Raw genomic sequence first — 22099 nt, forward strand, 5'->3', positions numbered from 1 at the left:
CGCCGCAGTGCCGTAGAACGTGCACCCGACGCACTGGGAACGGTCATGCAGCCCCCCACGAGAGCAGGGCGATGTCCGGTCCGAAGGCGACGGCCAGGCGACCTCCGGGGGCCAGGGCAAGCGCGCCGACGTCCTCGGGGAGAGTGAGAGTGGACCCCACCTGCTGGCACGTCGCTGCGTCCCACAGCCGCACGGTTCGCCGGTAGCCTCCGACGGCCACCAGGGACTGCCCGTCGATCTCGGCTGCGGACAGGGCGCACACGGTGTCGCCGGTGGGGATGGAGCCCAAGCGCTCCGCAGTTGCAGGGTCCCAGATGTGGAGTGTGGCGTGGCACGCGGTGATCAGGAGCTGGCGCGCGGCCGAGTCCAGGACCGTCATGCGCTCGACCTTCCCCTCGTGTCGGAGGGTGCGCGATATCTTGCCGGAGGCCGGATCCCAGATCCGCACGGTGTCGAGGTCGGTGACCGCGACCACGAGCTGGTCTCCCACTGTCATGGGCAGGGCCGCCTTGATGTAATCGGCGTGCCCGGTCAGCGGGGGCAGCCCGGCCGGGCCGCCTTCGGCCAGGTCCCATCCCAGCACCCGGCCGTCGTATCCGGCAGTGAACCCCACCGTACGGTGGCCGCGGTCGAGGACAGACATGCCCAGCACCTGATGGCCATCCCGGCCGCCCACTTGGATCGTGCGCGTGAGCTCACCGGTGGACGGGTCCCACACCCGCAGTTTGCGGGCCTCGGCCGTCACGACCGCGGGCCGGCCGCCGAGACGCGTCGCAGCGACCGTGTTGATGCCGGCCGACTTGACGGTATGCAGATCGTGCAGCTCGGTGCCGTCGTCTAGGTTCCACACCCGGGCGGCATCGGCGCGGCTGCCGGTGACCAGATGCGCTCCCGAATCTGAGTCGCCCACAGCGACGGCGGTGATTTCGTCGGCGTGCCCCCGGCGGGGCCTCTCGCCGGGGACGGGAGCGGCCTCCAGGTCCACCACGACCGTGCGCCCTTGCGTGCTGACCAGAACCACCACGCGTCCGTACACGAGCGCCGTGCTCAGCGCGTCGACGTAGCCGTCCGAGCCTGAGAGGACCGAGACGGGCCCGCGGACAACACGCCGGTCATGGAGGTCCCACACTCTGACGACGCCCCTGTAACTGGCGGTCACGACCACGCTTTGGCCGTCGATCTCGGCGACCGCGGATCTGACACAGCTCTCGCCGAGCGCGTCGCCGAGCTGCATCCCGGTCTGCGGATCCCACAGACGCAGCTTGTCGTCGCCACTGGTCACCACGGTGGGCCGGCCGTCGACCCGGCCGATGGCAGCGTGGGAGATCCAGGCGTCCACACGGTCGGGGTCGTCCGAGGTGAGGGGCCGTCCCAGGGCCCCGCCGCTTTCGAGGTCCCATACCAGGCCGGTGCCGTCCTCTGCTCCGGTGACCGCGATGGGGCGGCCGTCCGCCTCGCCGACGGCGATCGCGGCGATGGCGCCGCTCTCGTCGATGTCCGGTGCCTCCGCGAACGGGGCGTTGAGCGGGGCTCCTGTCTCCAGGTCCCACATGCGCAGTACGCGGTCGCCGCCGCCGCTGACAATGACCTGCTTGCCGGCCACGGAGGCCACCGCCACTGCCCGCACGCTCCCCAGGTGTCCGGTGATAGGCGCGCCGGTCGGGGTGCCGTCGGTGAGGCTCCAACGCTCGATGCGTCCGCCGCACCCGCCGCACCCGTCGTCATCGCACCAGCCGACACAGGCGGCACCGGTGACGGCGATCCAGCGGCCGCCCGCCTTGGTGACAGCAAGGGCTCGGAATCTCTGCGGCGATTTTAGGCGTGCCTTGACGACGGTGGCGCCCGTGGCGAGGTCGATGACGTGCAGCTCCGACGTGTCCACCGCGACCAGGACGGACCGGCCCTGGACTACGGCGGTCACCTGGATGCTGCCGACGCCGTACCGCGCACGCAAGCGCGGGTCGAGCTGGCCCCCGGTGGCCCACTCAACCGTCCATGGCTCCGGGGGTGCCTCAGCGACCGGGACGGCGGCAATCGAACCGGCCAACTCGCCCGCTCCCCAGCGCGCGGCGTCCAGGGCCAGGACCTGGCGGCGTGCCACCGGGTCGCTGTCGCGGTGTCGGTCGACGGACGTGCGGTAGACAACGGCGGCCAGCCGTTCTTCGACCGAGGTGACGTGGTCCAGGAGCGGCAGGAGCTCGTCCGGGCGGGCGTGGACGAGTGTGTGTGCATCGACCGTGAGCCGGGTTCCTCCAGGCCGCCGGTCGGTCCCGGCGGGGAAGTCGAAGTGGTCGCTTGCCGCCCGCAGTTCCGAAAGCAGAGCGGAAAGTTGGAGGCCGTTGCCCGATTCCTCTCCACCCTCGTGGTCCACCCGGTAGACCCGGAAGGTGGTGCCAGCCGTCTTGGCGAGATCGACGAGGAGGTACCTCTGCCCCTCGTCGAAGCCGATCGCGTACCAGGCCCGGGGATTCTCTTCCTTGACCAGGCCGGCCTCGACTTCACAGTGCGCACCCAGGTGGACTTCCCACCCGAACTCGCAATCGAAGATGAGGCGTTGCCGCGACGGCCACTCCACCGCGAGCAGGGCCTGCACCGCGGGGGGCACCGGGTGCATGCCCACAGGAGTGCGCACCACCCACTCGCGGGGCTGGAACCCCTCGGGTATCCGGCCCTTCAACCGGTCTATCTGGGAGAGGGCATCTGGACTCAGAACGTTATTGGGCATGCTGTGCAATGGCCTTCCTAAGTAGGCGTGAAATTGCTCTGTTCCTGCGTCACACGGTCGGGTTCCGGTTCGGGGAACCGGAAACCGTAGACCGGGCCCCAGTCGATGTGCATGGCCGTTGCCGAAGCGGACGTGTCGTGACCAACCGGCTGGATCGGGGCTGTTCACGACACGACAGTTGTGAGGCTGTGCGGCACGGGCACACGGTCCTAGGTAAGTGCGGCAAGACCTGGACCGGGCACCCGCTCGGCCGGCCACGGTCTCCTCTGGTGTGTCGAGGCCGTGGTGTGCGACGCGGGGCGACGGGAGTACTTGGCGAGAACTTCATTGACCCGGTCGAGTCGCAGCCCCATCCGGACCGCGATGACGCCCTCAGCCTCGCCGTATTCATGACGGTTGAGGATTTCTGCCGTCGTGCGATCTCTGTGGCTGTAAACGCGTATGACGCGGGTAACTGCCGCGATCGGTACATGTAGGGCGGATGCGATCGTGGCACTGCTCTGGTGCTGAGCAACGCGTGCGAGGATTTCCTGATCCCGCTGCTGCCACCACGTCGGCTCTGGGAGAGATACAGGGGCGGCCTCTGGATCCGGTGCGTCGAGAATCTCGGCGCCAGCCGCTCGAAGCCCCGCAAGGACATTATTTCTGCTCAGGTGCAGCACCTTGGCTGTAACGGAAACTGATGCCACGATTCGATAGATAGCGTTCATCTTCTCTATATCGACACCCAGTATTTCCAGTCTGGCGAGTTCCTTCCCCCTCTCTTCTGCGACAACGTGGCAAACAAGACGGTCCGACTGGCCAGTAAGTCGGGCGATCTCCCTCTTTGCGTAACCCTTCCGGTAAAGCACCGCTGCAACCGCGGGCGGCAGCGGCCTCGCGGGTGGGATGAGTCCCAAGGGCGCAGCGATGAGCCGCTTCTGTGCTGTCCAGCGTGAGATGCCGCACTCGTGGCCGGCCTCTGCGAGAGTCATGCCGCCCTCGTACAGCTCGACCAGCCTCGGTACATCCACCGGCTTGGGGCGATTCCCGCGCGGGCGCACGGTGACGCCCGCGGCACTGAGCCGGTTCTGTGCTGTCCAGGGTGAGATGCCGCATTCGTGGCCGGCCTCTGCGATGGTCATGCCGCCCTCGTACAGCTCGACCAGCCTCGGTACATCCACCGGCTTGGGGCGATTCCCGCCCGTGCGCACGGTGACGCCCGCAGTGATGAGCCGCTTCTGTGCTGTCCAGGGTGAGATGCCGCATTCGTGGCCGGCCTCTGCGACGGTCATGCCGCCCTCGTACAGCTCGACCAGCCGGTCGGCTTCACCTGCAACGACCAGCGCGGAGCCGTCGACTGGGACGGTCTCGCCAGTAGGAACTCCGCGTGCTGCCGTCCGGCCGTGTTCTATCAGCCAGCGCGCACGGGGAGCAGAAACACCGATTTCACGCAGGAGTGACCTCGTGACTGCAGGTGCAGCCGGTGCGGGCTTCGCAGAGACCCGCACGTTCACTCCCGCGGTGCGCAGGTCCCTGCGCACCGAGGTATCGGGAACCTGGTAGAGCTCGGCCAGGTGCTCCAGCGAGTAGCGACCTGAGAGGTAGAGGACTGCCCATTCAGCGCTGCGGGGTGCTTGCCCATTTCTGACTGGTGGGCATGGCTGCGCAGGCTGGGAATTGGCAGCACGGCTGGAAGGACGCTGTGCGGGCGTGGTGTTCAACGCAGGGAGTCCTCTCGCGGCATGGGCACGTGGTCTTCGACGAGCGCGGCAAGACCTGATCCGGACATCCGTTCGGCCGGACGCTGCAACAGGTGCAGTGTTCTGTCCTGCTCATGACGGATTCGGGCGTACTCCCAGCCGAGGTCCGTGCACCAGCGGTCGGCCAGCCGCGCGGCCGGCACACAGACGCGGACCCACTCGTGCTTTGAGCGGGCCGCGTGGTCGACGGCCCAGGAGGTGAGGAGCCAGCTGAGGCAGTGCTCCGGCGACGGCGTCGTGATCACACGGACCAGGCCGATCGTCCGCTGCGCTGACTCGCGTCGGGTCCAGCCCGCATACGGCGGCTGATCGACCAGGGTGGTGGTGGCGATGACCTCGCCGTCCCAGGTGACGACCAGCGGACGGGCTGTCTTCTTCTCTGCCTGTGTCAGCTGCCGGTACTGGGTGGCGCCGATACCCTTCCGGGTTGCCCATCGGGCCCTTGCGGCCCGCAGGTGTTGTATGGCGGGCAGGTCGGCGAACTCGGCCGGACGTATGGCGTACACAGGAGATCTTTCACTGTCGGATGTCGAAGCGCCGAGTTTCATGGTGCGTTGCTCCTGGTGCTGCACTTCTTGGTAAAGGAATGAACCGACGGGCGGCATGAAAATCCGCGGCTAAGCCGCTATCCGGCCGGGGCGGTCCCGTTCATCACGTCGGAAGCGGTCAGGGGCGCGGGCGGGTGCCTGAGGAGGGCGCACGGATCGCTGTCCGGAGCCTTTTCGAGACCCCGAACCCGGCGCTGATCCGGACCTGGATCTCCGCGGCCATCGTCGGGTCCGCAGGCAGAGGGCGAGGGCAGCCGACGGACCTGGGCGCGGGGGCGGTGGGGCCGTCGGGAGGCAAGGGTGGGGAAATCGCAGGGGTCCTCTGAGCGAAGGAAGGAGTAGCGGGGGCGACGGCCGGGGGCTTCGGGCAGGTCATCAGGTCGGGGTTCTGTATCGCGTGACCGGTGGTCGGTTCAGCCGCACCGGGCGTACCGTGCGCCTTGTCTGATCAGGGACTGGTATGTCTCCTTGTCAGCGGGCGTGGCATCGATCACGGTTGTGAACCTGCCGTACGGGCGGGCGTCCTGCCAGAGCTCGCTCAGTCGGGGCAGACTGCCGCGCAGGACCAGCGTCCACGTTCCCGCATCGAGGTTGAGGTCGATGGTGAACAGGTCGGGGCAGTTGTCGAACGTCAGCTGGTCCGGGAAGACGGAACCGAAGTCCTCGTCGATCGAGGCGTGGAAACGGCGTAGTGGCGAACTGGGGCCGACACGAAGGGTGTCGGCGTGCACGAGGCAGTCCTGCAGCGACACCGTGGTCAGCCGCGACGCGGCGTCGAGGTCGAGGTGGCGGGTGCTGCCCTTGTACTCCGACTCCGTGAGCACGAGCGTTGCCAGCGCCGGGTGCTGGAACACGGACTCGTTCACAGCGGCGCGACACAGGCGCAGCTCGGTGAGGTTGGGGCAGCAGGCTGCGAGGTCGACGTGGGCGAGGTCGAGGTGGGAGAGAAGGCTCGCGGTCAGGCGCAGGTGGTTGAGTAGGTCGCCGTGCTCGCGCAGGAACGTGCGGAGCCGTTCGTGGCCGTCGTCGTCCAGGCGCTCCGCCACGAGAGCGAGCTTCCCCGCGCCGATGCGGGCGACGTCCGGGCCGTCGAGAAGGGAAATGGTGTCCGGGGTCAGGTGCCAGATCCACGCGTTGTCGGGCAGACACCGTGGCAGGAAGAATGCCTCCAGGCCGGTGGCGAGCCAGCTCAGTGAGAAGTCCTCCGCCACGCAGTACAGCTCGCCGGTCTGCCCGTCCAGCGCTGCCTCGGCTCCGTTGTGGAGCTTGCCGAGTTTGAACAGTCCCGCGAGACCGTCGGGTACGCGGTCGGCACCATACAGGCGGCCGCCGTCCCAGTCCTCGGTGTTGTATTCGCGCAGAGCTTCCCCGCGGCTGCCGTCGTCGATGTACCCGTGGAGTCGGAACTCGCTGGCCTTGCGCGGCAGGCCGACCTGCTCCAGGAACCGACGCGTGGCTTTGTGGGTGATGCCCTCGGCGTGAGTGTTGGATATGCCGACCTGCCTGCGGAAGATGCCGCACACCTCCATGACGGTTTTGAGATCGTTTGTCCGGTGGCGTCCCGGCGCCGGGACGGGCTCGGTGGGCTGCACCGCGTCGCGGGTGCGCCGGTGCAGCGCCGCCGCCAGCTCTGCCGCGAACGCAGGAAGTGCGTCGAACCGAGCCTGCCGGCGAAGCGGCTCCAGGTCCGTGTCCTCGACAATCTCGGTGGTGAGCCGCGAATCCCGCCGCACCGCCTCCTCCAGCGAATCGAGCGCACCATCCCGGTCGCCCGCGAGCATCCGTGCGTAGCCGAGGTAGTACGCGAGTCGGCCGTCGGGGTGCATCGCCGCCGCCTCGGTGAGGACCCGCACGGCTTCCTCGGCCCTGCCCCATTTGGCGAGGTAAAGACCCCGGCACAGCCATCCAGCGACGTACCCGGGGTCCTCCTCGGTGGCGCGGGCGTAGGCCGCCAGGGCGCCGTCGAGGTCGTGGTGGAAGCGCAGGACATTCCCTCGGAGTTTGCGGGCGGGACCGGCCGACTCACCGGCTGCGGCGGCGCGGTCGAGCTGGGCCAGCGCCAGGTCGCGGTCGAGGGCGCGCAGGAGCCAGCCGTGCCACAGCAGCGCCCGGTCGTCTTCAGCGTGCAGCTCAGCGGCTCTCGCGAACGCTCTGACAGCGAGATGGCGCAAGTCCTTCCGCACCGCCGCGAAGCCGAGCGCACGCCACCGTGCACCGTCGACGGGTTCGGCCCGGACCGCCGCGGCCGCCTCGTTCAGCGCCGGTGCTTCGGGCCCGCCCTCCTGGAAGCCGGCGCGGAAGCTGGTCAGCCCCCGGTCCACCTGGTGCGCGGAGGCGACGGTCAGCAGTGCCATGACCGCCCGCCGCCACTCGTCCGCCGTCATGGCCGGTGCCTCGCGGGTGAGCACCGCGAGCGCGGTGGCGAGCCGGTCCGGGGCGGCCGGAAGCGGGACGTCGGGGTCCATAGCGCCGGTGACATCGATCAGCAGCGTCGACCTCCTGGCTGGCGCGCCCACAGTGGCCGGTAACTCGTAGTGCCACACCAGGCCCTCGGGGAGTCCGGCGTGGCCCATGAGCGCGTACTCGATGCGATGCTTGCCGCCCGGGCCGTTCATCGTCGCCGCGGCCAGGCTGCGAAACCCTGGCTTCCCTTTGCCGGTGCGGGAGGCCGGTGGTCGCCAGCCTGCGCCGCGCAGGACCGAGAGGGTGTGCTCGGCCCGGGCCACGGCCTCGGCGGACGGGTTCCGTGTGAGTGCGTTCAGCCAGGCGGTCACGCGTGCCTCGTCCTGGCCGGACGGCCGGACGGCCTTGAGACGGCCGGTTCCTCCGCCGAGCGGCCACCACAGCCCCGTACCCGAGCGCCCCCACACGCCAGCCTTGTGGCGTATCCGGTCCAGCCACGGGACGACCGCGCCGGCGGCCACCGCATCCGGCCCGTGCAGGGCCTGCTTGATCAGATCGTCGAGGTGCCGCTCGGTGAGCACGACGGCGAACGCGAACTGGTGGCCGCCCGACTCTCCGGTCAAGCACAGGTGCTCGTGGTCCGGAAGGCCGCCGCCGCCCACGTCGAGCCGTGCTTCGGCGCCGTGCGGGCCACTGGCCACACCATCCGCGACCGTCCAGCCGGCCGCCCGTGCCGCCTGTGCGAGTGGGCGACTGGCTTTCTGGCCTCGCGGGGAGAGGGCGTTGTAGGAGGCCTTGTGGGTCATGGCGATCGCTTCCTCGGCAAGTGAGTGGGCGGGATGGGGTGAAGCGGTGTGTTTCGGTGGCTGCTCGTGCGACCGGTCAGTGCGAGAGACAGGCTCGGGTGGCGAGCGGAGATGGAAGGGGCAGTGACAGGGCGCTGGCGGTCCCGTGCCGCGTGGAGGTCTGCTGCGGGATGCTCCGGTGTTCACCGGCACTCAGGATTTCCTTCAGTGCATTCGCGGTGTCGCACAAGGGCCAGTGGCTGAATCCTTGCGGGAAATTTCCGACTTGACGTTTGAGCCGGGGATTCCACTCCTCCGCGAGCAGGCCGAGATCGTTGCGCAGGGACAGCAGCCGTTCGAAGAGCTGGCGTGCCTCGTCGACCCGGCCGATCACCGCCAGGTCGTCGGCCAGCCAGAACGAGCAGGCCAGGAACGCGCCCTCGTCGCCCTCCAGACCGTCGACGCCGGCGTGCTCGCCCTTGGTGGGGTAGCGCAGCACGAAGCCGTCCTCGGTGGACAGCTCGCGCTGGATCGCCTCGATCGTGCCGATCACGCGCTTGTCGTCGGGCGGCAGGAATCCCATCTGGGGGATCAGCAGGAGGGAGGCGTCCAGCTCCTGCGATCCGTAGGACTGCGTGAAGGTGTTGCGTTCCTTGTCGTAGCCCCGGTCGCAGACGTCGCGGTGGATTTCGTCACGCAGTGCGCGCAGCCGCTCCAGCGGCCCCTCCGCGTCACCGGACTCGATCAGCTTGATGGTGCGGTCGACGGCGACCCAGGCCATCACCTTGGAGTGGACGAAGTGGCGGCGCGGGCCGCGTACCTCCCAGATGCCCTCGTCCGGCTGCTTCCACCTCAGCTCGACCTGGCCCACGATCCCGGCCACAAGATCCGCCACCGGCGTGTTCGACCCGTCCCAGACGCCGTGCTCGTGGGCGAGCCAGAGCAGATCGGTGACCTCGCCGTAGACGTCCAGCTGGAGCTGGCCCGCGGCGCCGTTGCCGACCCGGACCGGGCTGGAGTTCTCGTAGCCGGGCAGCCAGTCCAGCTCGGCCTCGCCCAGCTCGCGCTCGCCCGCGATGCCGTACATGATCTGCAGGTTCTCCAGATCGCCAGCCACCGTCCGTACGAGCCAGACGATCCAGCTGCGGGCTTCCTCCCGGAATCCGGTGCGCAGCAGTGCGGCAATGCTCAGTGCGGCGTCGCGCAGCCAGGTGTAGCGGTAGTCCCAGTTCCGGGAGCCGCCGATGTCCTCGGGCAGCGACGTGGTCGGCGCGGCGACGATGCCGCCGGTCGGCGCGTACGTCAGGGCCTTGAGGGTGATCAGGGAGCGGACCACGGCCTCGCGGTAGGGCCCGTGGTAGGTGCACTGTTCGACCCATTCACGCCAGAAGTCCGCGGTCGCGTCCAGCGAACCCTCCGGGTCCGGCAGGCCCGGCGGCTCGTGGTGCGAGGGCTGCCAGCTGATCGTGAACGCGATCCGGTCACCCGGCGCGACCGTGAAATCGGAGTACGTCGTCAGGTTCTCACCGAAGGTGTCGGCGGGGGTGTCCAGCCAGACGGAGTCCGGGCCGGCGACGGCGACCGTACGGCCGTCGACCTTGTGCACCCACGGCGTGACCCGCCCGTAGCTGAACCGCATGCGCAGCTCGGAGCGCATCGGCACCCGGCCACTGATTCCCTCCACGATCCGGATCACCTGCGGGGCACTGTCACGCGGCGGCATGAAATCGGTCACTCGGACCGTTCCACGCGGGGTGTCCCATTCCGATTCCAGGATCAGGGAATCCCCGCGGTAGCGACGGCGGTCGGCGGAGGGCGGCTCGGCCCCCTCCTCCCGCGCTGGTCCCAGGCGCCAGAAGCCGTGCTCCTCAGTACCCAGAAGTCCCGCAAAAACGGCATGCGAATCGAAGCGGGGAAGGCACAGCCAGTCGACTGTGCCGTCCCGGCAGACCAGGGCGGCGGTCTGCATGTCTCCGATAAGTGCGTAATCCTCTATACGCCCGGCCATTGATAGTCCGTCTCTGAATCGTGGGTCCTGGCCGTGGAAGGTCAGGACCGATGGGGGTGATGTACGAATGAGGGCTTCGCGCATGCGGCGGCCCGCGTCGGATATATGCCCTTCGGGTTTCCAGCTCGGCCGCGCGCGTGCAGGTCTACGGGTACGCCGGGGGGATCGCACCGGTAGTGACCACACGGAAGACGTGGCCGAGGCGGACCAGGTGCGCCGGACTGTTCGCCCCCGCCTTGTCCATCAAGTCCCGACTTGCCGAGGTGACATCGCGTGGCGCCATTCCCGCTGCGGCGCCGACGAGAGCTGGGGTGGAGTGGAGTGCGAGCGCCAGCCACAGGCGGCGGTCCGCCTCGCTGAATTCGACGTGCGGTGCGGCTGGTTCCGGCAGGGCGAGCTGTTTCATCACGTAGGCCATCTGCACGCGTACTGCTGCCCCCATGACCTGAAGCTTTTGGCCCGCTCTCGTCAAGTGCACGTTGAACGTGCCTTTTGTGATGCCGAGTTCGGCGGCGCCTGTCGTGATGTCACGCCCGAGGGACAACTGCTCAAGGGCCCGCTTCTCGCTTTTGGTCAACGGGACGATGACAAGATTCGTGTGGCTGAGAACCATGCGGAGACCTCCGGAGTGAACTTCGAGGGGTGGGCAGGACCGTGCTGAGCTGCAGTCACTGGGTTTCGGGCGGTGTGGCCGCGGGTTCGGCCGACCAGCTGGCGGCGGGGTGCCGCTGTGCCGCGACCGCGTCAGACTGCAGGCCATCGCCTGGCGCCGGTTCCTGCGGACGCCGATAGAGCGACGGCGGGCAGGCAGGAGGTGCCGGCGGACCGTCAAGGGCCGAAGGTGGTCGGCATCCGTTCCTTACAGTCAAAGAGTCTCGATACATCGTCAGGATCTCCCGCGAGCAGCGCTGTCATTTCGTCGAGTGACACGATCGGATGGCTTTTGTCCGGGAGATCGGTGAGCTGCAGGCCCGGGCGGCAGATCCGGGTTCCGTCATGTGCCTTGTAGGCGGCGTACGGAAGACCGCGGCGCCGCAATTCGATGCACATTCGCCAGTGTTCCTCGTCCGACGTGGATATCTTGATCCCGTTTTCCAGCCGTAGTTTCGGCACGAGCGTGCGGTACGAGTCTTCGGAGAGCGGATTCCCTCTGATGTCCAGACGCCGTAGCCGTGAACAGTCAAGAATGGGAGTCAGGTCCTCGATGCAGTTCATCGGTGCGGTGAACCTGCTGAGAGAGGGGAGGTCTGCTATCCCGGTCACGTCCTTGAGGCTGCTGAATTCTACGACGAGGGAAGAGAGCTCTTTCAGGTCGCCGAAGCTGCTGAGGTCGATATTTTCGCAGCCGACGATCTGAACAATTTCAAGATTCGTGCAGAGAGACAGGTCTTCGAGAGTTCGGGCGTAGAGGATGTGCAGGTATGTGACTGATTGCAGCAGCTCGTCGGAAAATGGGGGTTGTTCTCCGGTCTCCTGGCTGATGGCTCGTGCTATGGACTCATCCATGGTGATGAAATCCCGGTCCCTTCCTGAGGTAGTGAGTAATGGTCAGCCGCTGATGCTTGTGAGTCGGTCCCGGAGCCGCAGTGCGTCGCAGTCGCTGCACAGCGACTCATACGCGGCCCGAGCCTGGCCGAACCAGTCGGCTGCTTCCTGGAGCAGCCCGGCCTCCTCGGCGTTGCGGCCGAGAAACTCAACGGTCCGGGCCGCCCACATGTACGCGCGGCAGGCCACGAACTGCTGGTGGGCGCTCTTGCCGAGGAGCAGGGATTCGCTGTAGTCCCCGCACTGGGCCGCAGCCCGCGACCACCACGCTTTCGCGCGGGCGACGTCGTACGGGTCGCCGGCCTCAGTGAGTGCCTGGTGTGCCTTCGCGAGCCGGGAGGCTGCGGAGGCAGGGTCGTTGCATGCCAGATCGAGCCGGCCGAGTTCGGTGTCCGTCAGCCCCACACCGCGCAAATCTTCGGCAGTGACGCGCATCCGGCGCGCGGAGATCAGGCGCCGGCGAGCTTGGGGATACCGCCCGAGCTCTCGGTACTGCACGCCTTGCTCATGTTGTGACTGGGCTGTCATCTGTGTGTCGCCGGCCTTCTCGGCCATCGATTCCACGTCCCGGAATACCTGCAGAGCCCGCTTGTGCTGGCCCGTGTTGCCGTATCCGAGGCCGAGAGTGTGCAGCAGCACCCGCTCCGCCGCGTGTTCTCCACATTGCTGTGCCGATCTCACCGCCATCTCGTGGGCTTCGATCCACCACGGATAGCGGCGGTAGTGTCGCCAGGCGGGCCACATCGCGTGAACCAACTGCCAGACACAAGCGTGCAGGTCTGCCCGGGCCGCAGCCCGGACCGCGGTCATCAGATTGGGGATCTGGCTCTCCAGCCAGGCCAGTGCCTCAAATTCCGACTCGAAGGAGAGCGGTACGGGCTGCCAGGCGGCCGTGTAGGTCCGGCGGAACTCGGCGTGGCTGGGCGTGATGAGCTGCTCGGCTGCGGAGGCGGTGGCGATCAGCCATTCCAGGGCCAGGCGCAGAACTTCCGGCTTGCTCTCCCGGTGCGCGGCGGCCTGGGCCCGGGCATGGACAAGGCCCTCATCGTCGAACACGAACACCGCTCCACGTCCGGGCTGTTCGTCGGCGCGTGTCAGGAGCTGGGCGTCCGCCAGAGCGGTCAACAGGTCCATGACGTCGGCGTGGGTGCCGTCGCATACGGCAGCGGCGAGCGCGGCGTCCACGTCCTTCACGGGCAGGAGTGCGAGGCGCTGGTAGGCGGTTGCGGCCTGGGACGGGAGGGACGCGTATGCGGCGTCGAGCGACGGGTGGGACACGGTGCTCCTGTGCAGGGCGGGTATGGGCAGGGAATCCTGGGCCCGGGCAGGGCCGGGGACCAGCGGTTCAGCGGTGCAGCGACGCGGCGAGAATTACGGACAGCGGCGCTGCGATCAGGACGGTGAGCCGCAGTGCGATCAAAACGGTTCGGGGCATCAGGTGACTCCGGTGTGGACGTAGGCGCGGCTGAGTTGTTCCTGCGCCGCGTGCACGAGTAGTTCGCGTGAGGCCGGCGGCGTGATGAGGTCCCACGTATCGGACATGAGAGTGGACAGGCGGCTGTCCGTCGGCAGGTAGAGGACACCGTCGTGCTCCGGCCGGGCGAAAACCGGGCCGGCCGGCATGCTCAGCTCGACCAGATGGCCTTGCGGCGTGGCGATCCGGCCGGGAACGACACGCACCGCACCGTCGGGCAGGTCGAGGAGGCACTGCAGCTGTGGCGCCATTACCGTGGGGGCGATGTGGTGAGCGTGGAGGATGCGCTCGTCCAGGATGTAGAGCGTGTGCGGTGAGGGCAGCGGGACGCCGGGAAGTGCGACCGAGGGGCATCCGACCGCGCGGGCGTACGCGGCGGTCTGCAGCGGCGGCGGAATCACCGCGGTGGAGAGCCACCGCACCCTTCGCGCCTGCCGGGCGCATCCGGCCAGGCGCCGGTGATGCCCGTCTGCGTTGTCCCTCGTCGCGCCCGCCGCGTCCTCGTGGGCCAGGGCGCGCAGTGCCTGCGCGTCCTCGGGACAGCGGTAGAGGTGACACAGGCGGGAGATGCTCTCGGACGTGATGCGGGCGTGGCCCGCCTCCATCGCCAGCAGAGTCTCCTCGGACACGGCCAGAAGGGCGGCGGCCTGCTCGGGCTGGACGTAGCGGCGCTCACGAGCGTCGCGCAGGTAGCCACCCGCAGCACGTACGGCAGTCATGGAAATGTCGTCCCTGCCGGAGCTGGGGCCCGGGCCTGTTGTGTAGGGGGTTCGGATCCGGCTCACCGAGCGCCTCCGGCAGGCTGAAGTGGTCGGTGGCCGAGGACCGACGCGATCAGCTCGTGCTCCCACAAGGGCAGGTGTGCGGGCACTGCCCAGTAGGCACCGTCGGCTGTCGTGCGACGGCCGGGCTCGGGCAGGCGCACCACACCGCCGCGTGCCCACAGCCGGCCCACGGCTCCGCGCCGATACGGCCCGCCTGCACCCGCTTCGGTGACCAGCACGGCTGTGCGAGCGGCGGGCAGCCCCAGGACCGGACCCCACCGGGTCACCTCGGTCCGTTCCAGCAGGGCATGGCATGCCTCGGGAGTGATCCGGACGAAGTCGTAGCCCGCACCGGCCACCTGCGTGCTTTCCAGACCGGAGCAGGCGGCGACGGGTTCGGAGCCGGGGCCCCATCGGTGGCCCGCGGGGACGATCCCCAGAGGGTCGTCCGGGTCCCGGACGGGGCGGGCGGCAGGACGGGGGAGCGGAACAGCGAGACGGGTCTCCAGACGCGGCGGCGTCACCCTGGCCTGAGCATCAAGGACGTGGCGCGCCCAGCCCTCGACCACGAGCCGGCAGTCCGTCAGACCGTGGGCCCGCAGCTCGCCGAGGCATTCCTCCACGCGGCGCTGGGGCAGACCGGTCACCGCCGCAATGTCGCGGACCAGGCGGTCCGCGGGGGTGTCCAGGACCAGCGCCCGCCATACGGTACGGACATCGTCCGCCACTTCCCACTTGCCGGGCGGTGGTGAGGGCAGCAGACGCTTCATACAGGCCTTGTGCGTCAGAGCCAGGACCGAGCCGACCTTCGCCGCCAGCAGGCAGCCGCGCAGATACTCACGTGCGGTGTCGGTGGCGATATTCATGATCGTCCCGGCCTGTTCGACCGTCAGCCCCTCCACGGCCATCAGGGCCAGTAGGTAGCGCTCACGGCCGAAGAGCGTCATCGGGTCGGAGCCTTCGTGAGGCCGGGGCTTGCCGCGGGGCACGACCGGCAGGGGGTCTGGCGGGGCCAGCACCGTGGTCTGCTCGTCCAGCACGCCGTTCTCCCAGCCCGCGAGGACCAGGCGGCAGTCGTTCATCCCCATGTCCCGCAGCCGTGCGAGCTGGCGGGCGACCTCACTCACCGCCAGCCCGGACTGTCTGCTGATCGCGCTGGGCAGACCGTGATCCGGCACATCCAGGACCAGCCCTCGCCACACGGCGGCCAGCGTCTCGGACAGGTCCAGGACCTTCGCACGCTCAGGCTGCTCCAGTACTTCTGCGCGCAGAGCCTCATGCACGAGGGCACGATGGGCTTCGACGCCGGCGACATGGCCGCACGCGCGCAAATGCGCATAGGCCGTGCTCCTACTGGTTCCGGTTGCCTGCGCGCACTCGTCGATGCTCAGGCCAAAGGCGCGCAGCTTCAGTACGCGGCGCCGTTTCCACGAAAGATTCCACGGGCAGCTCTCCTCTGGAGCGGCCCTCATATCGACGGCGCTGCCGGGATCCGTTCCTTCCTTCCCGGACAGGACCCCGTGAGCAAAGCCAAGTCGGACCAGCCCGAGCCAGGAAGTCCGGTACTTCTTCGTCAGTCCATCAAGCACGCTACGGACCTCGGCCAGCTCCACCCGGGCCATGGCAGCGAGAACGGGAATCAACTGCCCGTCCGGCACGTCCAGGCGCAACCCCGCCCACACCAGCTCCGTCACCGGATCCAGGTCGAGCACCTCGACCAGGTCGGGACGCTCCACCAAGCGAAGCGCGTGGCACACGTACAGCATCGCCCGCCGCGTCTTCACCCGCAGAGTGCCCTGCACGTTGTCGGCGTGGCCGTCTACCGAGGTGATGCCGATGCCCAGCGCCTCGGCGGCCGCACCCGGCGCCACTCCGTCGGCGAACAGCTCGATGACGCCCCGCTCACGAGGTGTCAGATGCGCGTTCTGTGGCGGCATCACGTCCTCCCCGAACACTCGGGGCGCTGCTGGGCGGCAAGTCCGTTGACAATGCCTCGGTCCGCGGGAGCGGCACGGCACACCATGCGTACGAGCCGGGACGCCACCGCGGTCGACAGGGTCATCTGGTCCTCCAGGGGCACGAGCTGCTCCGGCACCACGGTGCCGCTGGGCGGCGGGTACAGGTCGGCGTACACCCCGTACACCTCGACATCGGCGACCCACAGCAGCTGCCGTCCGCGCGTGCCCAGGACGGGGCATCTGTGCAGAGCGCACCGGGCGCACGAGCGCGGCATGTCGGTCGGGCCGGTGACGGCGGTGGGCTGTCCTGACTCCAGGAGCTGGGTCGTAGCGGGCCCTGTCAGCAGCGATCTGCGCATTTCATTCCACATTCAGATGCAAGGTCTTCAGGAAAGGTCGCGCCGGATCCGGCGCGTCTGTCGGGTCAGGAAAGGAAGCGTGAGCGCGGCGTCCCGTCGAGTGCCGCATTTCGGGCGTGGACCAGCCGTTCGCGCGATTCGGCCTCTGTCACGGACGCGCGGACAGCCCGCTCAAGGAGGCCGCCGAATCGGGACTCCGCCTCCAGCCCGCTGTGATACGTCGTGCCGTCTGCCTCCTCAATGGCGTAGAGAGCCACGCCGTCCGGCAGTACGTACTCGGTGAGTGTGGTGGGCAGGAGGAGCTGGGCGTCCAGCGGCAGAATCCGCAGTCGGATACGGCCCTGGTCGACAGCCGTGATGAGGTGCTGGATCTGGTTGGCGAAGACCGGTTCCCTCGATCCGCGGGCGAGGACGGACTCCTCCAGCACAACCATTGTGCCGGTGGCACCGATCCAGTCGGATACCCGGGGATCCGCAGGAACGTGGGAAGGAGCCACATGCTGAAGAACTCGCCGACAGCGGCCCGCCGCTCGACAGCCGCGAGGCGGTCCTCCCACCCCTGGCGCCCATCGACTGCCGCATACGGACATGGCGAAGGGAAGCGCCCCTCCACGTACCACTCAGTCTCCGAGATGAACCGGATAAACCCCTCGATGCCGGCCTCGGAGACCTTGTACTGGCCGGCCAGCAACAAGGTGGCCTCGGAGGGGGAAAGGGCCCGGCCTCCCGACTCGACACGGCTCAGGTCCGAGTGCGACATGCCCGCCCGGCCGTGGACCCCGGCTACGGACAGCCCGGTGGCGTCGCGAAGGCAGCGCATGTAGGTGCCCGCGACAACCCGCCCGGTCGGCGGGTCGGCCATGCCCAAACTGCGACGAGTGCTCATGCCGCAGCCGCCGAACTGATCGCGTGGCTCCTGGGAAACGGGCGGCGCGGCCCCACCACTCCTCCGTCCGGGAGCAGTTCACCGGTGTCGTCGAAGAGGAGGACGCCGTTGCACAGCAGGCTATAGCCCTGTTCTGGAACGTAGCGCTTCAGCCGTGCGGCGTCGCAGTCGGGAGCCGCCGCATCGGGGCAGGGAGGAGTGTGGGAACAGCCGTTCTTGGGAGGAGTTGTGTTCGGGGTTGCGGTAGTCAAGGGAGACATTCCTGTCGTCGTTGTCAGGTCGCTGATGGCGATGGCGGCGTAGGCCCCGGACCAGTCCGAGACGTGCTGCCTGGTAGTGCCTGCTTCTTCGCACGGCGTGAGCTTGGGCACCACCAGGTTGCGGCCACCGGTGGCATGAGTGATCGACAGACCCCTGTCCGGTGCCAGCGGTCTGATTGGCGGGCATGGTGCTTCTCTCTGTGCAGTGGCCGGGCCGGCTGTCTCCCGGAAGGGGAGGGGCGGGAGACAGCCGGGGCGCAGGGCTGCGGGCGGTATCGCGGGGGCCGGGACCGCCGGCAGATGTTGCGCCACCTTCTCCGGTGCCGGTTTCGCCTGCGGCCGTTGTGGTGGCCGCGCCGGTCGGAGAGGCCTCGGGAGGCCGTGTCCGCAAGGACAGCACCTTTGCGTTGCGGACACGGCTGGCTGGGATGGTCAGTGTGTTGCGGGTTCCGGGTGGAGCGCGATGGCCGCATAGGCGCCGCTGCAGTGGTCCGGGACCGGTACACGGCGCTGTGTGGGGTGGTAGTGGCTCACCGGCACGATGCCCGGGGCGCGAAGCCGCCAGGGCCGTTCTTGCGCTTCCATGAGATCGCGGATCTGTTCAGCGGTCCGCAGTCGGATGGGGAGTCCGGCCTCGATGAAGCACTTTGCCGCGGCCTTGGCTGATCCGTCGGGGGACAGGTCGGCCGTGGGATGAGTGAGCGAGAGGACGCTGCCGGGCGGCATCGAGTCGAGGATCGTTCCCACCACGTAGTGGGCGTCCGCCTCGTCCGTGATCGAGGACAGGGTGTTGTGGAGGAGCAGTCCCGTGGGCTGTTGCTGGTCCAGGTCGTGCAGGGGCAGGTCGTGCACGAGGCGGAGTACGTTTCGCAGGTCCGCGTGTAGGAAGCGGTGCCGCGTTGGCGGGTTGTCCAGGAGCGAGGGGCCGTGCTGGGTGACGTACGGGTCGGAATCGACGTGGAAGACCGTGGCGTCCGGTCCGGCGGAGACGGCTGTGTGAGGGAGGCGCGGGTTGGGTGTCGGTAGTCCGCTGCCCAGGTCGATGAACTGCCTGATTCCGAACTCACGGGCGAGCATCGTTACCGTCCGGTGCGCGTACGTGCGGTTGATCTGCACGGCTTCCTCGAACCAGGGCGCTGCGCGGAGCAGGCGCATGCCCAGGCGGCGGTCTGCGGGGTGGTGGTGTTTTCCGCCGAGCAGCCAGTCCGTGATCCTGGCGGCCGACGGGGTTGTGCCGGGAGCCGGAGCGCCCGTCGTGGCCGCGGGGGTGAGTGTTCTCATCGTGCGGCCCCCAGGACGACGTCGAGGCGGGTGGTCGTGTTGGAGATGAAGCTGGGTACCGGGGCGGGGTCGTCGCCGTCGGCCAGACGGACGTCCGGGTAGCGGTCGAAGAGCCGCGCGAGGGCGATCTCGCCTTCGGCACGCGCCAGGGGCGCCCCGAGGCATAGGTGGGCGCCGTGTCCGAAGGCGAGGTGCTCCTTATTCACACGCAGCAGGAGGAACTGGTCGGCGTCCGGCCCGTACTCGCCCTGGTGACGGCCGGCTGCGCTGTAGCACGCGAGGATCGGTTCACCGGCGGGGATGACGGTGCCGTCGGGGAGCGCGATGTCTTCGACCGGGTACCGCATCGGCAGGTTCGCGATGGGTGCGTCGCGGCGGAGCGTCTCCTCCACGACGTCACTCCAGGCAGCGCGATTCGCGCGGACGAGGCTGTGCTCGTCGGAGTTGGTGAGGAGGTTGCGGATCGCGTTGGTGATGAGTCCGACCGTGGTCTCGAAGCCCGCGGTGATCACCAGCAGCAGGGTGTCGACGAGCTCCTTCTCGGTCAGTGCCGTGTCCTTGTCGTCGCGTGCGGCAACCAGAGCACTGGTCAGATCGTCTCCCGGCGCCTCGCGTTTGAGCGCCACGAGGTCATGCAGCAGCGCGTAGAGCTCCGTCTGGCTGGCTTGCTGTTCGTTCCAGGTGTACGACGTCGAGAAGATCACATCGGCGAGGCGCCGGACCCGGTCGTGTTCCTGCTCGGGCAGCCCCATGAGCCGGCAGATGAAGAGGATCGGCAGGCGGCGGGCGAAGGCGGCGACCAGGTCCACCGGTTCACCGGGGCTGTGAGTGGCGTCGATGTCGTCGAGGAGTTGATCGGCTATCGACTCGATGACGGGGATCATGTCGCGCGTGCGCCGGGCGGTGAACGCCGACTGGGCGAGCTTGCGAAGCCGGCGGTGGTCCTGCCCGAACGCGGTGAACATGTTCTTGACGCTGACCCACAGCGCCAGGGGCCATGTGCCCTTCACGCGCTCGAAGTCGGGCCAGTGGGCCTCCGCGTCCTTCGAGACTCGCGGGTCGGTGAGCAACTGTCGCAGCAGCTCCGGGTCGGTGACGGCCCAGGCCTCGACGCCGAGGGCGTCGACGCGGGTGAGGGGGCCGCGGTCCCTGAGCGTGCGGTCCTCGCCAGTACGGTCGGGCGCCTGCGGGTTCAGTGCGAAAACGCTGCTGTCCATAAGGTTCTCCTCCGTGTGTGCTCAGTCGGGCAGGGGGGTTGCGAAGGTCACGGGCAGTGCGGCCAGGGCCCGGTGGAAGGGGCCCGGCCGCCAGGTCAGTTCCTGGGCCGGGCAGGCGAGGTCCATCTCGGGCAGTGCGTCCAGCACGTAGGTGATGGCGGTCTCGGCGATGAGGTAGGCGTGGGAGCGTGCCGGGCAGGCGTGCGGTCCGGCGCTCCAGGCCAGGTGTGCCCGGTCACCGGCCGTGTTGCCGAGGGCGGGGTCGTTGTTGCAGCCGGCCATGGAGATGACGACCGGTTCGTGCGCGGGCAGCAGGTAGCCGTCGAGTTCGACGGGGTAGGGCGGGTAGCTGATGCAGTAGTTGGCCAGCGGCGGGTCCCAGTACAGGACAGTGTCCAGTGCCTGGCGGACGGTGGCGCCCCCGGCGTGTACGTCTCCGCAGAACTGCTCGTCGGTCAGCACCTTGAGGATGGTGTTGTTGATCAGGTCGACCAGGGGCTCGATGCCGGCGCCGTAGAGAGTGACGAGCTGGTGGGCCATTTCCGTGTCGTCGAGCCGGGCTGCGTGCGCGATGAGACGGGAGGTGATGTCGTCGCCGGGCTGGGCGCGCCGGAACGCGACCTGGTCGGCGACCGCTTGGGCGAGAATCTCGTTGCCGCGAACGGCGTTCACGCCGTCGAAGACCTTCGCCATGCCGTCCGCGATACGGCGCCCGATCGCGTCGGGACAGCCCAGCAGGTCGCTCAGGACACGGAAGGTGAGGGGCCAGGCGAACTCGGCGAGCAGATCGGCGCGGCCGGCCTTACGGAACCCTTCGATCAGGTCGTCGGCGGTCTTCTCGACGAGGGCGAGCAGTGCGTGCTGATCGACCGCTCCGAGCGCGGAAACGTTGGCGTCCCGGTAGCGGGCGCGTTCGGGCCCGGCAGAGCGCAGGGCGTTGGGCCGCCATTCCATCATCGGCCTGACCGGGCACGTGTCCGGGATCGTCTGCTGCCAGGTGCGGGGGTCGGCCGGGAACCGCGCCTCGTCGTGCAGGATGCGCCGGGCCTGGCCGTAGCCGATGACGAGCGTCGCCGGCACACCAGGGGCGAGAGCGACCGGGGCGAGGGGACCATGGGTCTGGCGCATGCTGTCATAGGCGGCGTGCGGCGTGGCGGCGAACCCGGGTTCGTACATCGCGACACGGGCCGAGGATGCCTCGGAGGAGGGCGGGGTCATGGGGTGAGGCTCCAATGGGAGGCGTCGGCAGAGATCAGGTGCTCGAAGACCCTGATCAGGGCTTCCATGCTGGAACGGCGGTCACGGGCGTCGCACTCGATGAGCAGGACGTCGTCCTCCAGCGCGAGTGCCTGACGGATCTCGGCGTCCGGGAATGTGGGCGCGCCGTCGAAGCAGTTGATCGCCACCGCGTACGGGACCCCCAGTTCGTCCAGCAGACTGAGCGCGTCGTGGGAGGCGTTCAGGTCCCGGGTGTCGACCAGAACCAGGACGACCAGCGCCCCCTCGATCAGGTCCTCCCACATCTCACGGAACCTGATCTGCCCGGGCGTGCCGAATACATAGACGACGAGGTCGTCGCTGATGTGGAGGCGCCCGAAGTCGATCCCGACGGTGGTTTGGGTCTTGCCAGGGGTCTTGCCCAGGTCGTCCACCCCGGCACTGGCCTGGGTGATCGTCTCCTCCATGCGCAGTGGCCGCACCTCGGAGACGGCGCTGACAAAGGTCGTCTTACCGACCCCGAGCCCGCCTGCGATCGCGATCTTCAAAGACCGGATGGCGGTCGTGTGGACGGGTTCAGACCTTGGCGCGAAGTCCACGGAGCACATCCTCCAGAGTGCGGGTGTGGGGCTGGTCGGGACGGGAGTTGATCGGGGTGGCCAGGTGGCCGCTGTCGAGCAGATCGGACACGATGATGCGGACCGTGGACGGCGGCAGGTCCAGGCCAGCCGCGATCTCGACCACCCCGAGAGCGCCCCGTGCTCTGCCGACCAGGGCCATCACCCGGCGGGAGTCCGCAGGCAGGGCCGCGTCCGGGGCGGCCGCAGCCCGCACCAGGGATTCCAGGCGGACGTCGGGCCGCGTCGGACGGACCCGCCCGTTGGTGCGGACGTAGGGCCTGACCATGTCCGGATCGCGCCGCGGGC

At 68.7% G+C, this 22099-nt stretch carries 18 protein-coding genes and 1 pseudogene; all 19 read right to left on the reverse strand.

The window, feature by feature from the left end:
• Positions 1–43 precede the first annotated feature (43 nt).
• The 19 genes and pseudogenes from ACZ68L_RS35760 to ACZ68L_RS35850 all read right to left on the reverse strand — a co-directional run bounded on the left by ACZ68L_RS35760 (position 44) and on the right by ACZ68L_RS35850 (position 22079).
• Entirely contained in the window at positions 44–2725 is a 2682-nt protein-coding gene (locus ACZ68L_RS35760; protein WP_469585817.1) for a WD40 repeat domain-containing protein, read from the reverse strand.
• 209 nt (positions 2726–2934) lie between these two features.
• Positions 2935–3999 carry a hypothetical protein gene (locus tag ACZ68L_RS35765; protein WP_469585819.1) on the reverse strand — a complete coding sequence of 355 codons (1065 nt, stop codon included), beginning with the start codon at positions 3997–3999 and terminating at the stop codon, positions 2935–2937.
• A gap of 425 nt (positions 4000–4424) precedes the next feature.
• A complete protein-coding gene (locus ACZ68L_RS35770) occupies positions 4425–4973 on the reverse strand; it encodes a hypothetical protein (protein WP_469585822.1) in 549 nt (182 codons plus the stop codon).
• A gap of 455 nt (positions 4974–5428) precedes the next feature.
• The gene (locus ACZ68L_RS35775; RefSeq protein WP_469585824.1) at positions 5429–8224 is read right to left on the reverse strand and encodes a tetratricopeptide repeat protein; all 2796 of its coding nucleotides are present in this window, start codon (positions 8222–8224) and stop codon (positions 5429–5431) included.
• 76 nt (positions 8225–8300) lie between these two features.
• The gene (locus tag ACZ68L_RS35780; RefSeq protein ID WP_469585827.1) at positions 8301–10211 is read right to left on the reverse strand and encodes a glycoside hydrolase family 15 protein; all 1911 of its coding nucleotides are present in this window, start codon (positions 10209–10211) and stop codon (positions 8301–8303) included.
• A 145-nt stretch (positions 10212–10356) separates the two neighbouring features.
• Entirely contained in the window at positions 10357–10824 is a 468-nt protein-coding gene (locus ACZ68L_RS35785) for a hypothetical protein (protein ID WP_469585830.1), read from the reverse strand.
• Positions 10825–11039: 215 nt separating this feature from the next.
• Positions 11040–11717, reverse strand: coding sequence for a hypothetical protein (locus ACZ68L_RS35790; RefSeq protein WP_469585833.1), 678 nt, complete (start codon positions 11715–11717; stop codon positions 11040–11042).
• Between the two features lie 42 nt (positions 11718–11759).
• A complete protein-coding gene (locus ACZ68L_RS35795; protein WP_469585835.1) occupies positions 11760–13034 on the reverse strand; it encodes a hypothetical protein in 1275 nt (424 codons plus the stop codon).
• 156 nt (positions 13035–13190) lie between these two features.
• Positions 13191–13949, reverse strand: coding sequence for a helix-turn-helix domain-containing protein (locus tag ACZ68L_RS35800; RefSeq protein WP_469585837.1), 759 nt, complete (start codon positions 13947–13949; stop codon positions 13191–13193).
• A gap of 62 nt (positions 13950–14011) precedes the next feature.
• A complete protein-coding gene (locus ACZ68L_RS35805; RefSeq protein ID WP_469585840.1) occupies positions 14012–15931 on the reverse strand; it encodes a helix-turn-helix domain-containing protein in 1920 nt (639 codons plus the stop codon).
• Positions 15931–16311, reverse strand: coding sequence for a hypothetical protein (locus ACZ68L_RS35810; RefSeq protein ID WP_469585842.1), 381 nt, complete (start codon positions 16309–16311; stop codon positions 15931–15933). Before ACZ68L_RS35810 ends, ACZ68L_RS35805 begins: the two co-directional genes overlap by 1 nt.
• 65 nt (positions 16312–16376) lie before the next feature.
• Complete coding sequence (locus ACZ68L_RS35815; RefSeq protein ID WP_469585844.1) at positions 16377–16739, reverse strand: Scr1 family TA system antitoxin-like transcriptional regulator; 363 nt, start codon at positions 16737–16739, stop codon at positions 16377–16379.
• A 248-nt stretch (positions 16740–16987) separates the two neighbouring features.
• Positions 16988–17197: pseudogene (locus ACZ68L_RS35820) on the reverse strand (helix-turn-helix domain-containing protein); the annotation flags it as partial.
• Positions 17194–17457 carry a DUF5999 family protein gene (locus ACZ68L_RS35825; protein WP_469585903.1) on the reverse strand — a complete coding sequence of 88 codons (264 nt, stop codon included), beginning with the start codon at positions 17455–17457 and terminating at the stop codon, positions 17194–17196. The pseudogene ACZ68L_RS35820 and the gene ACZ68L_RS35825, both read right to left, overlap by 4 nt.
• A 432-nt stretch (positions 17458–17889) precedes the next feature.
• The gene (locus tag ACZ68L_RS35830) at positions 17890–18738 is read right to left on the reverse strand and encodes an SAM-dependent methyltransferase (RefSeq protein ID WP_469585847.1); all 849 of its coding nucleotides are present in this window, start codon (positions 18736–18738) and stop codon (positions 17890–17892) included.
• Complete coding sequence (locus ACZ68L_RS35835; RefSeq protein ID WP_469585850.1) at positions 18735–19955, reverse strand: cytochrome P450 family protein; 1221 nt, start codon at positions 19953–19955, stop codon at positions 18735–18737. Before ACZ68L_RS35835 ends, ACZ68L_RS35830 begins: the two co-directional genes overlap by 4 nt.
• A 21-nt stretch (positions 19956–19976) precedes the next feature.
• Positions 19977–21173: a cytochrome P450 gene (locus ACZ68L_RS35840; protein WP_469585853.1), complete on the reverse strand. Its 1197-nt coding sequence runs from the start codon at positions 21171–21173 to the stop codon at positions 19977–19979.
• Positions 21170–21781 (reverse strand): GTP-binding protein, encoded by a 612-nt coding sequence (locus ACZ68L_RS35845; protein WP_469585858.1) that lies wholly within the window; start codon positions 21779–21781, stop codon positions 21170–21172. Before ACZ68L_RS35845 ends, ACZ68L_RS35840 begins: the two co-directional genes overlap by 4 nt.
• Positions 21750–22079, reverse strand: a complete 330-nt coding sequence (locus tag ACZ68L_RS35850; RefSeq protein WP_469585861.1) for a DUF742 domain-containing protein — start codon at positions 22077–22079, stop codon at positions 21750–21752. The genes ACZ68L_RS35845 and ACZ68L_RS35850 overlap by 32 nt, the downstream gene beginning before the upstream one ends.
• Positions 22080–22099: the final 20 nt, after the last annotated feature.

Source organism: Streptomyces sp. NPDC104309, assembly GCF_055584025.1.

Coding starts and splice junctions, on each gene's coding strand:
- ACZ68L_RS35760 (WP_469585817.1), bottom strand. CDS start 2,725: ATGCCCAATAACGTTCTGAGTCCAGATGCCCTCTCCCAGATAGACCGG.
- ACZ68L_RS35765 (WP_469585819.1), bottom strand. CDS start 3,999: ATGACCGTCGCAGAGGCCGGCCACGAATGCGGCATCTCACCCTGGACA.
- ACZ68L_RS35775 (WP_469585824.1), bottom strand. CDS start 8,224: ATGACCCACAAGGCCTCCTACAACGCCCTCTCCCCGCGAGGCCAGAAA.
- ACZ68L_RS35780 (WP_469585827.1), bottom strand. CDS start 10,211: ATGGCCGGGCGTATAGAGGATTACGCACTTATCGGAGACATGCAGACC.
- ACZ68L_RS35785 (WP_469585830.1), bottom strand. CDS start 10,824: ATGGTTCTCAGCCACACGAATCTTGTCATCGTCCCGTTGACCAAAAGC.
- ACZ68L_RS35790 (WP_469585833.1), bottom strand. CDS start 11,717: ATGGATGAGTCCATAGCACGAGCCATCAGCCAGGAGACCGGAGAACAA.
- ACZ68L_RS35800 (WP_469585837.1), bottom strand. CDS start 13,949: ATGACTGCCGTACGTGCTGCGGGTGGCTACCTGCGCGACGCTCGTGAG.
- ACZ68L_RS35805 (WP_469585840.1), bottom strand. CDS start 15,931: ATGCCGCCACAGAACGCGCATCTGACACCTCGTGAGCGGGGCGTCATC.
- ACZ68L_RS35810 (WP_469585842.1), bottom strand. CDS start 16,311: ATGCGCAGATCGCTGCTGACAGGGCCCGCTACGACCCAGCTCCTGGAG.
- ACZ68L_RS35825 (WP_469585903.1), bottom strand. CDS start 17,457: ATGTCTCCCTTGACTACCGCAACCCCGAACACAACTCCTCCCAAGAAC.
- ACZ68L_RS35830 (WP_469585847.1), bottom strand. CDS start 18,738: ATGAGAACACTCACCCCCGCGGCCACGACGGGCGCTCCGGCTCCCGGC.
- ACZ68L_RS35835 (WP_469585850.1), bottom strand. CDS start 19,955: ATGGACAGCAGCGTTTTCGCACTGAACCCGCAGGCGCCCGACCGTACT.
- ACZ68L_RS35840 (WP_469585853.1), bottom strand. CDS start 21,173: ATGACCCCGCCCTCCTCCGAGGCATCCTCGGCCCGTGTCGCGATGTAC.
- ACZ68L_RS35845 (WP_469585858.1), bottom strand. CDS start 21,781: ATGTGCTCCGTGGACTTCGCGCCAAGGTCTGAACCCGTCCACACGACC.
- ACZ68L_RS35850 (WP_469585861.1), bottom strand. CDS start 22,079: ATGGTCAGGCCCTACGTCCGCACCAACGGGCGGGTCCGTCCGACGCGG.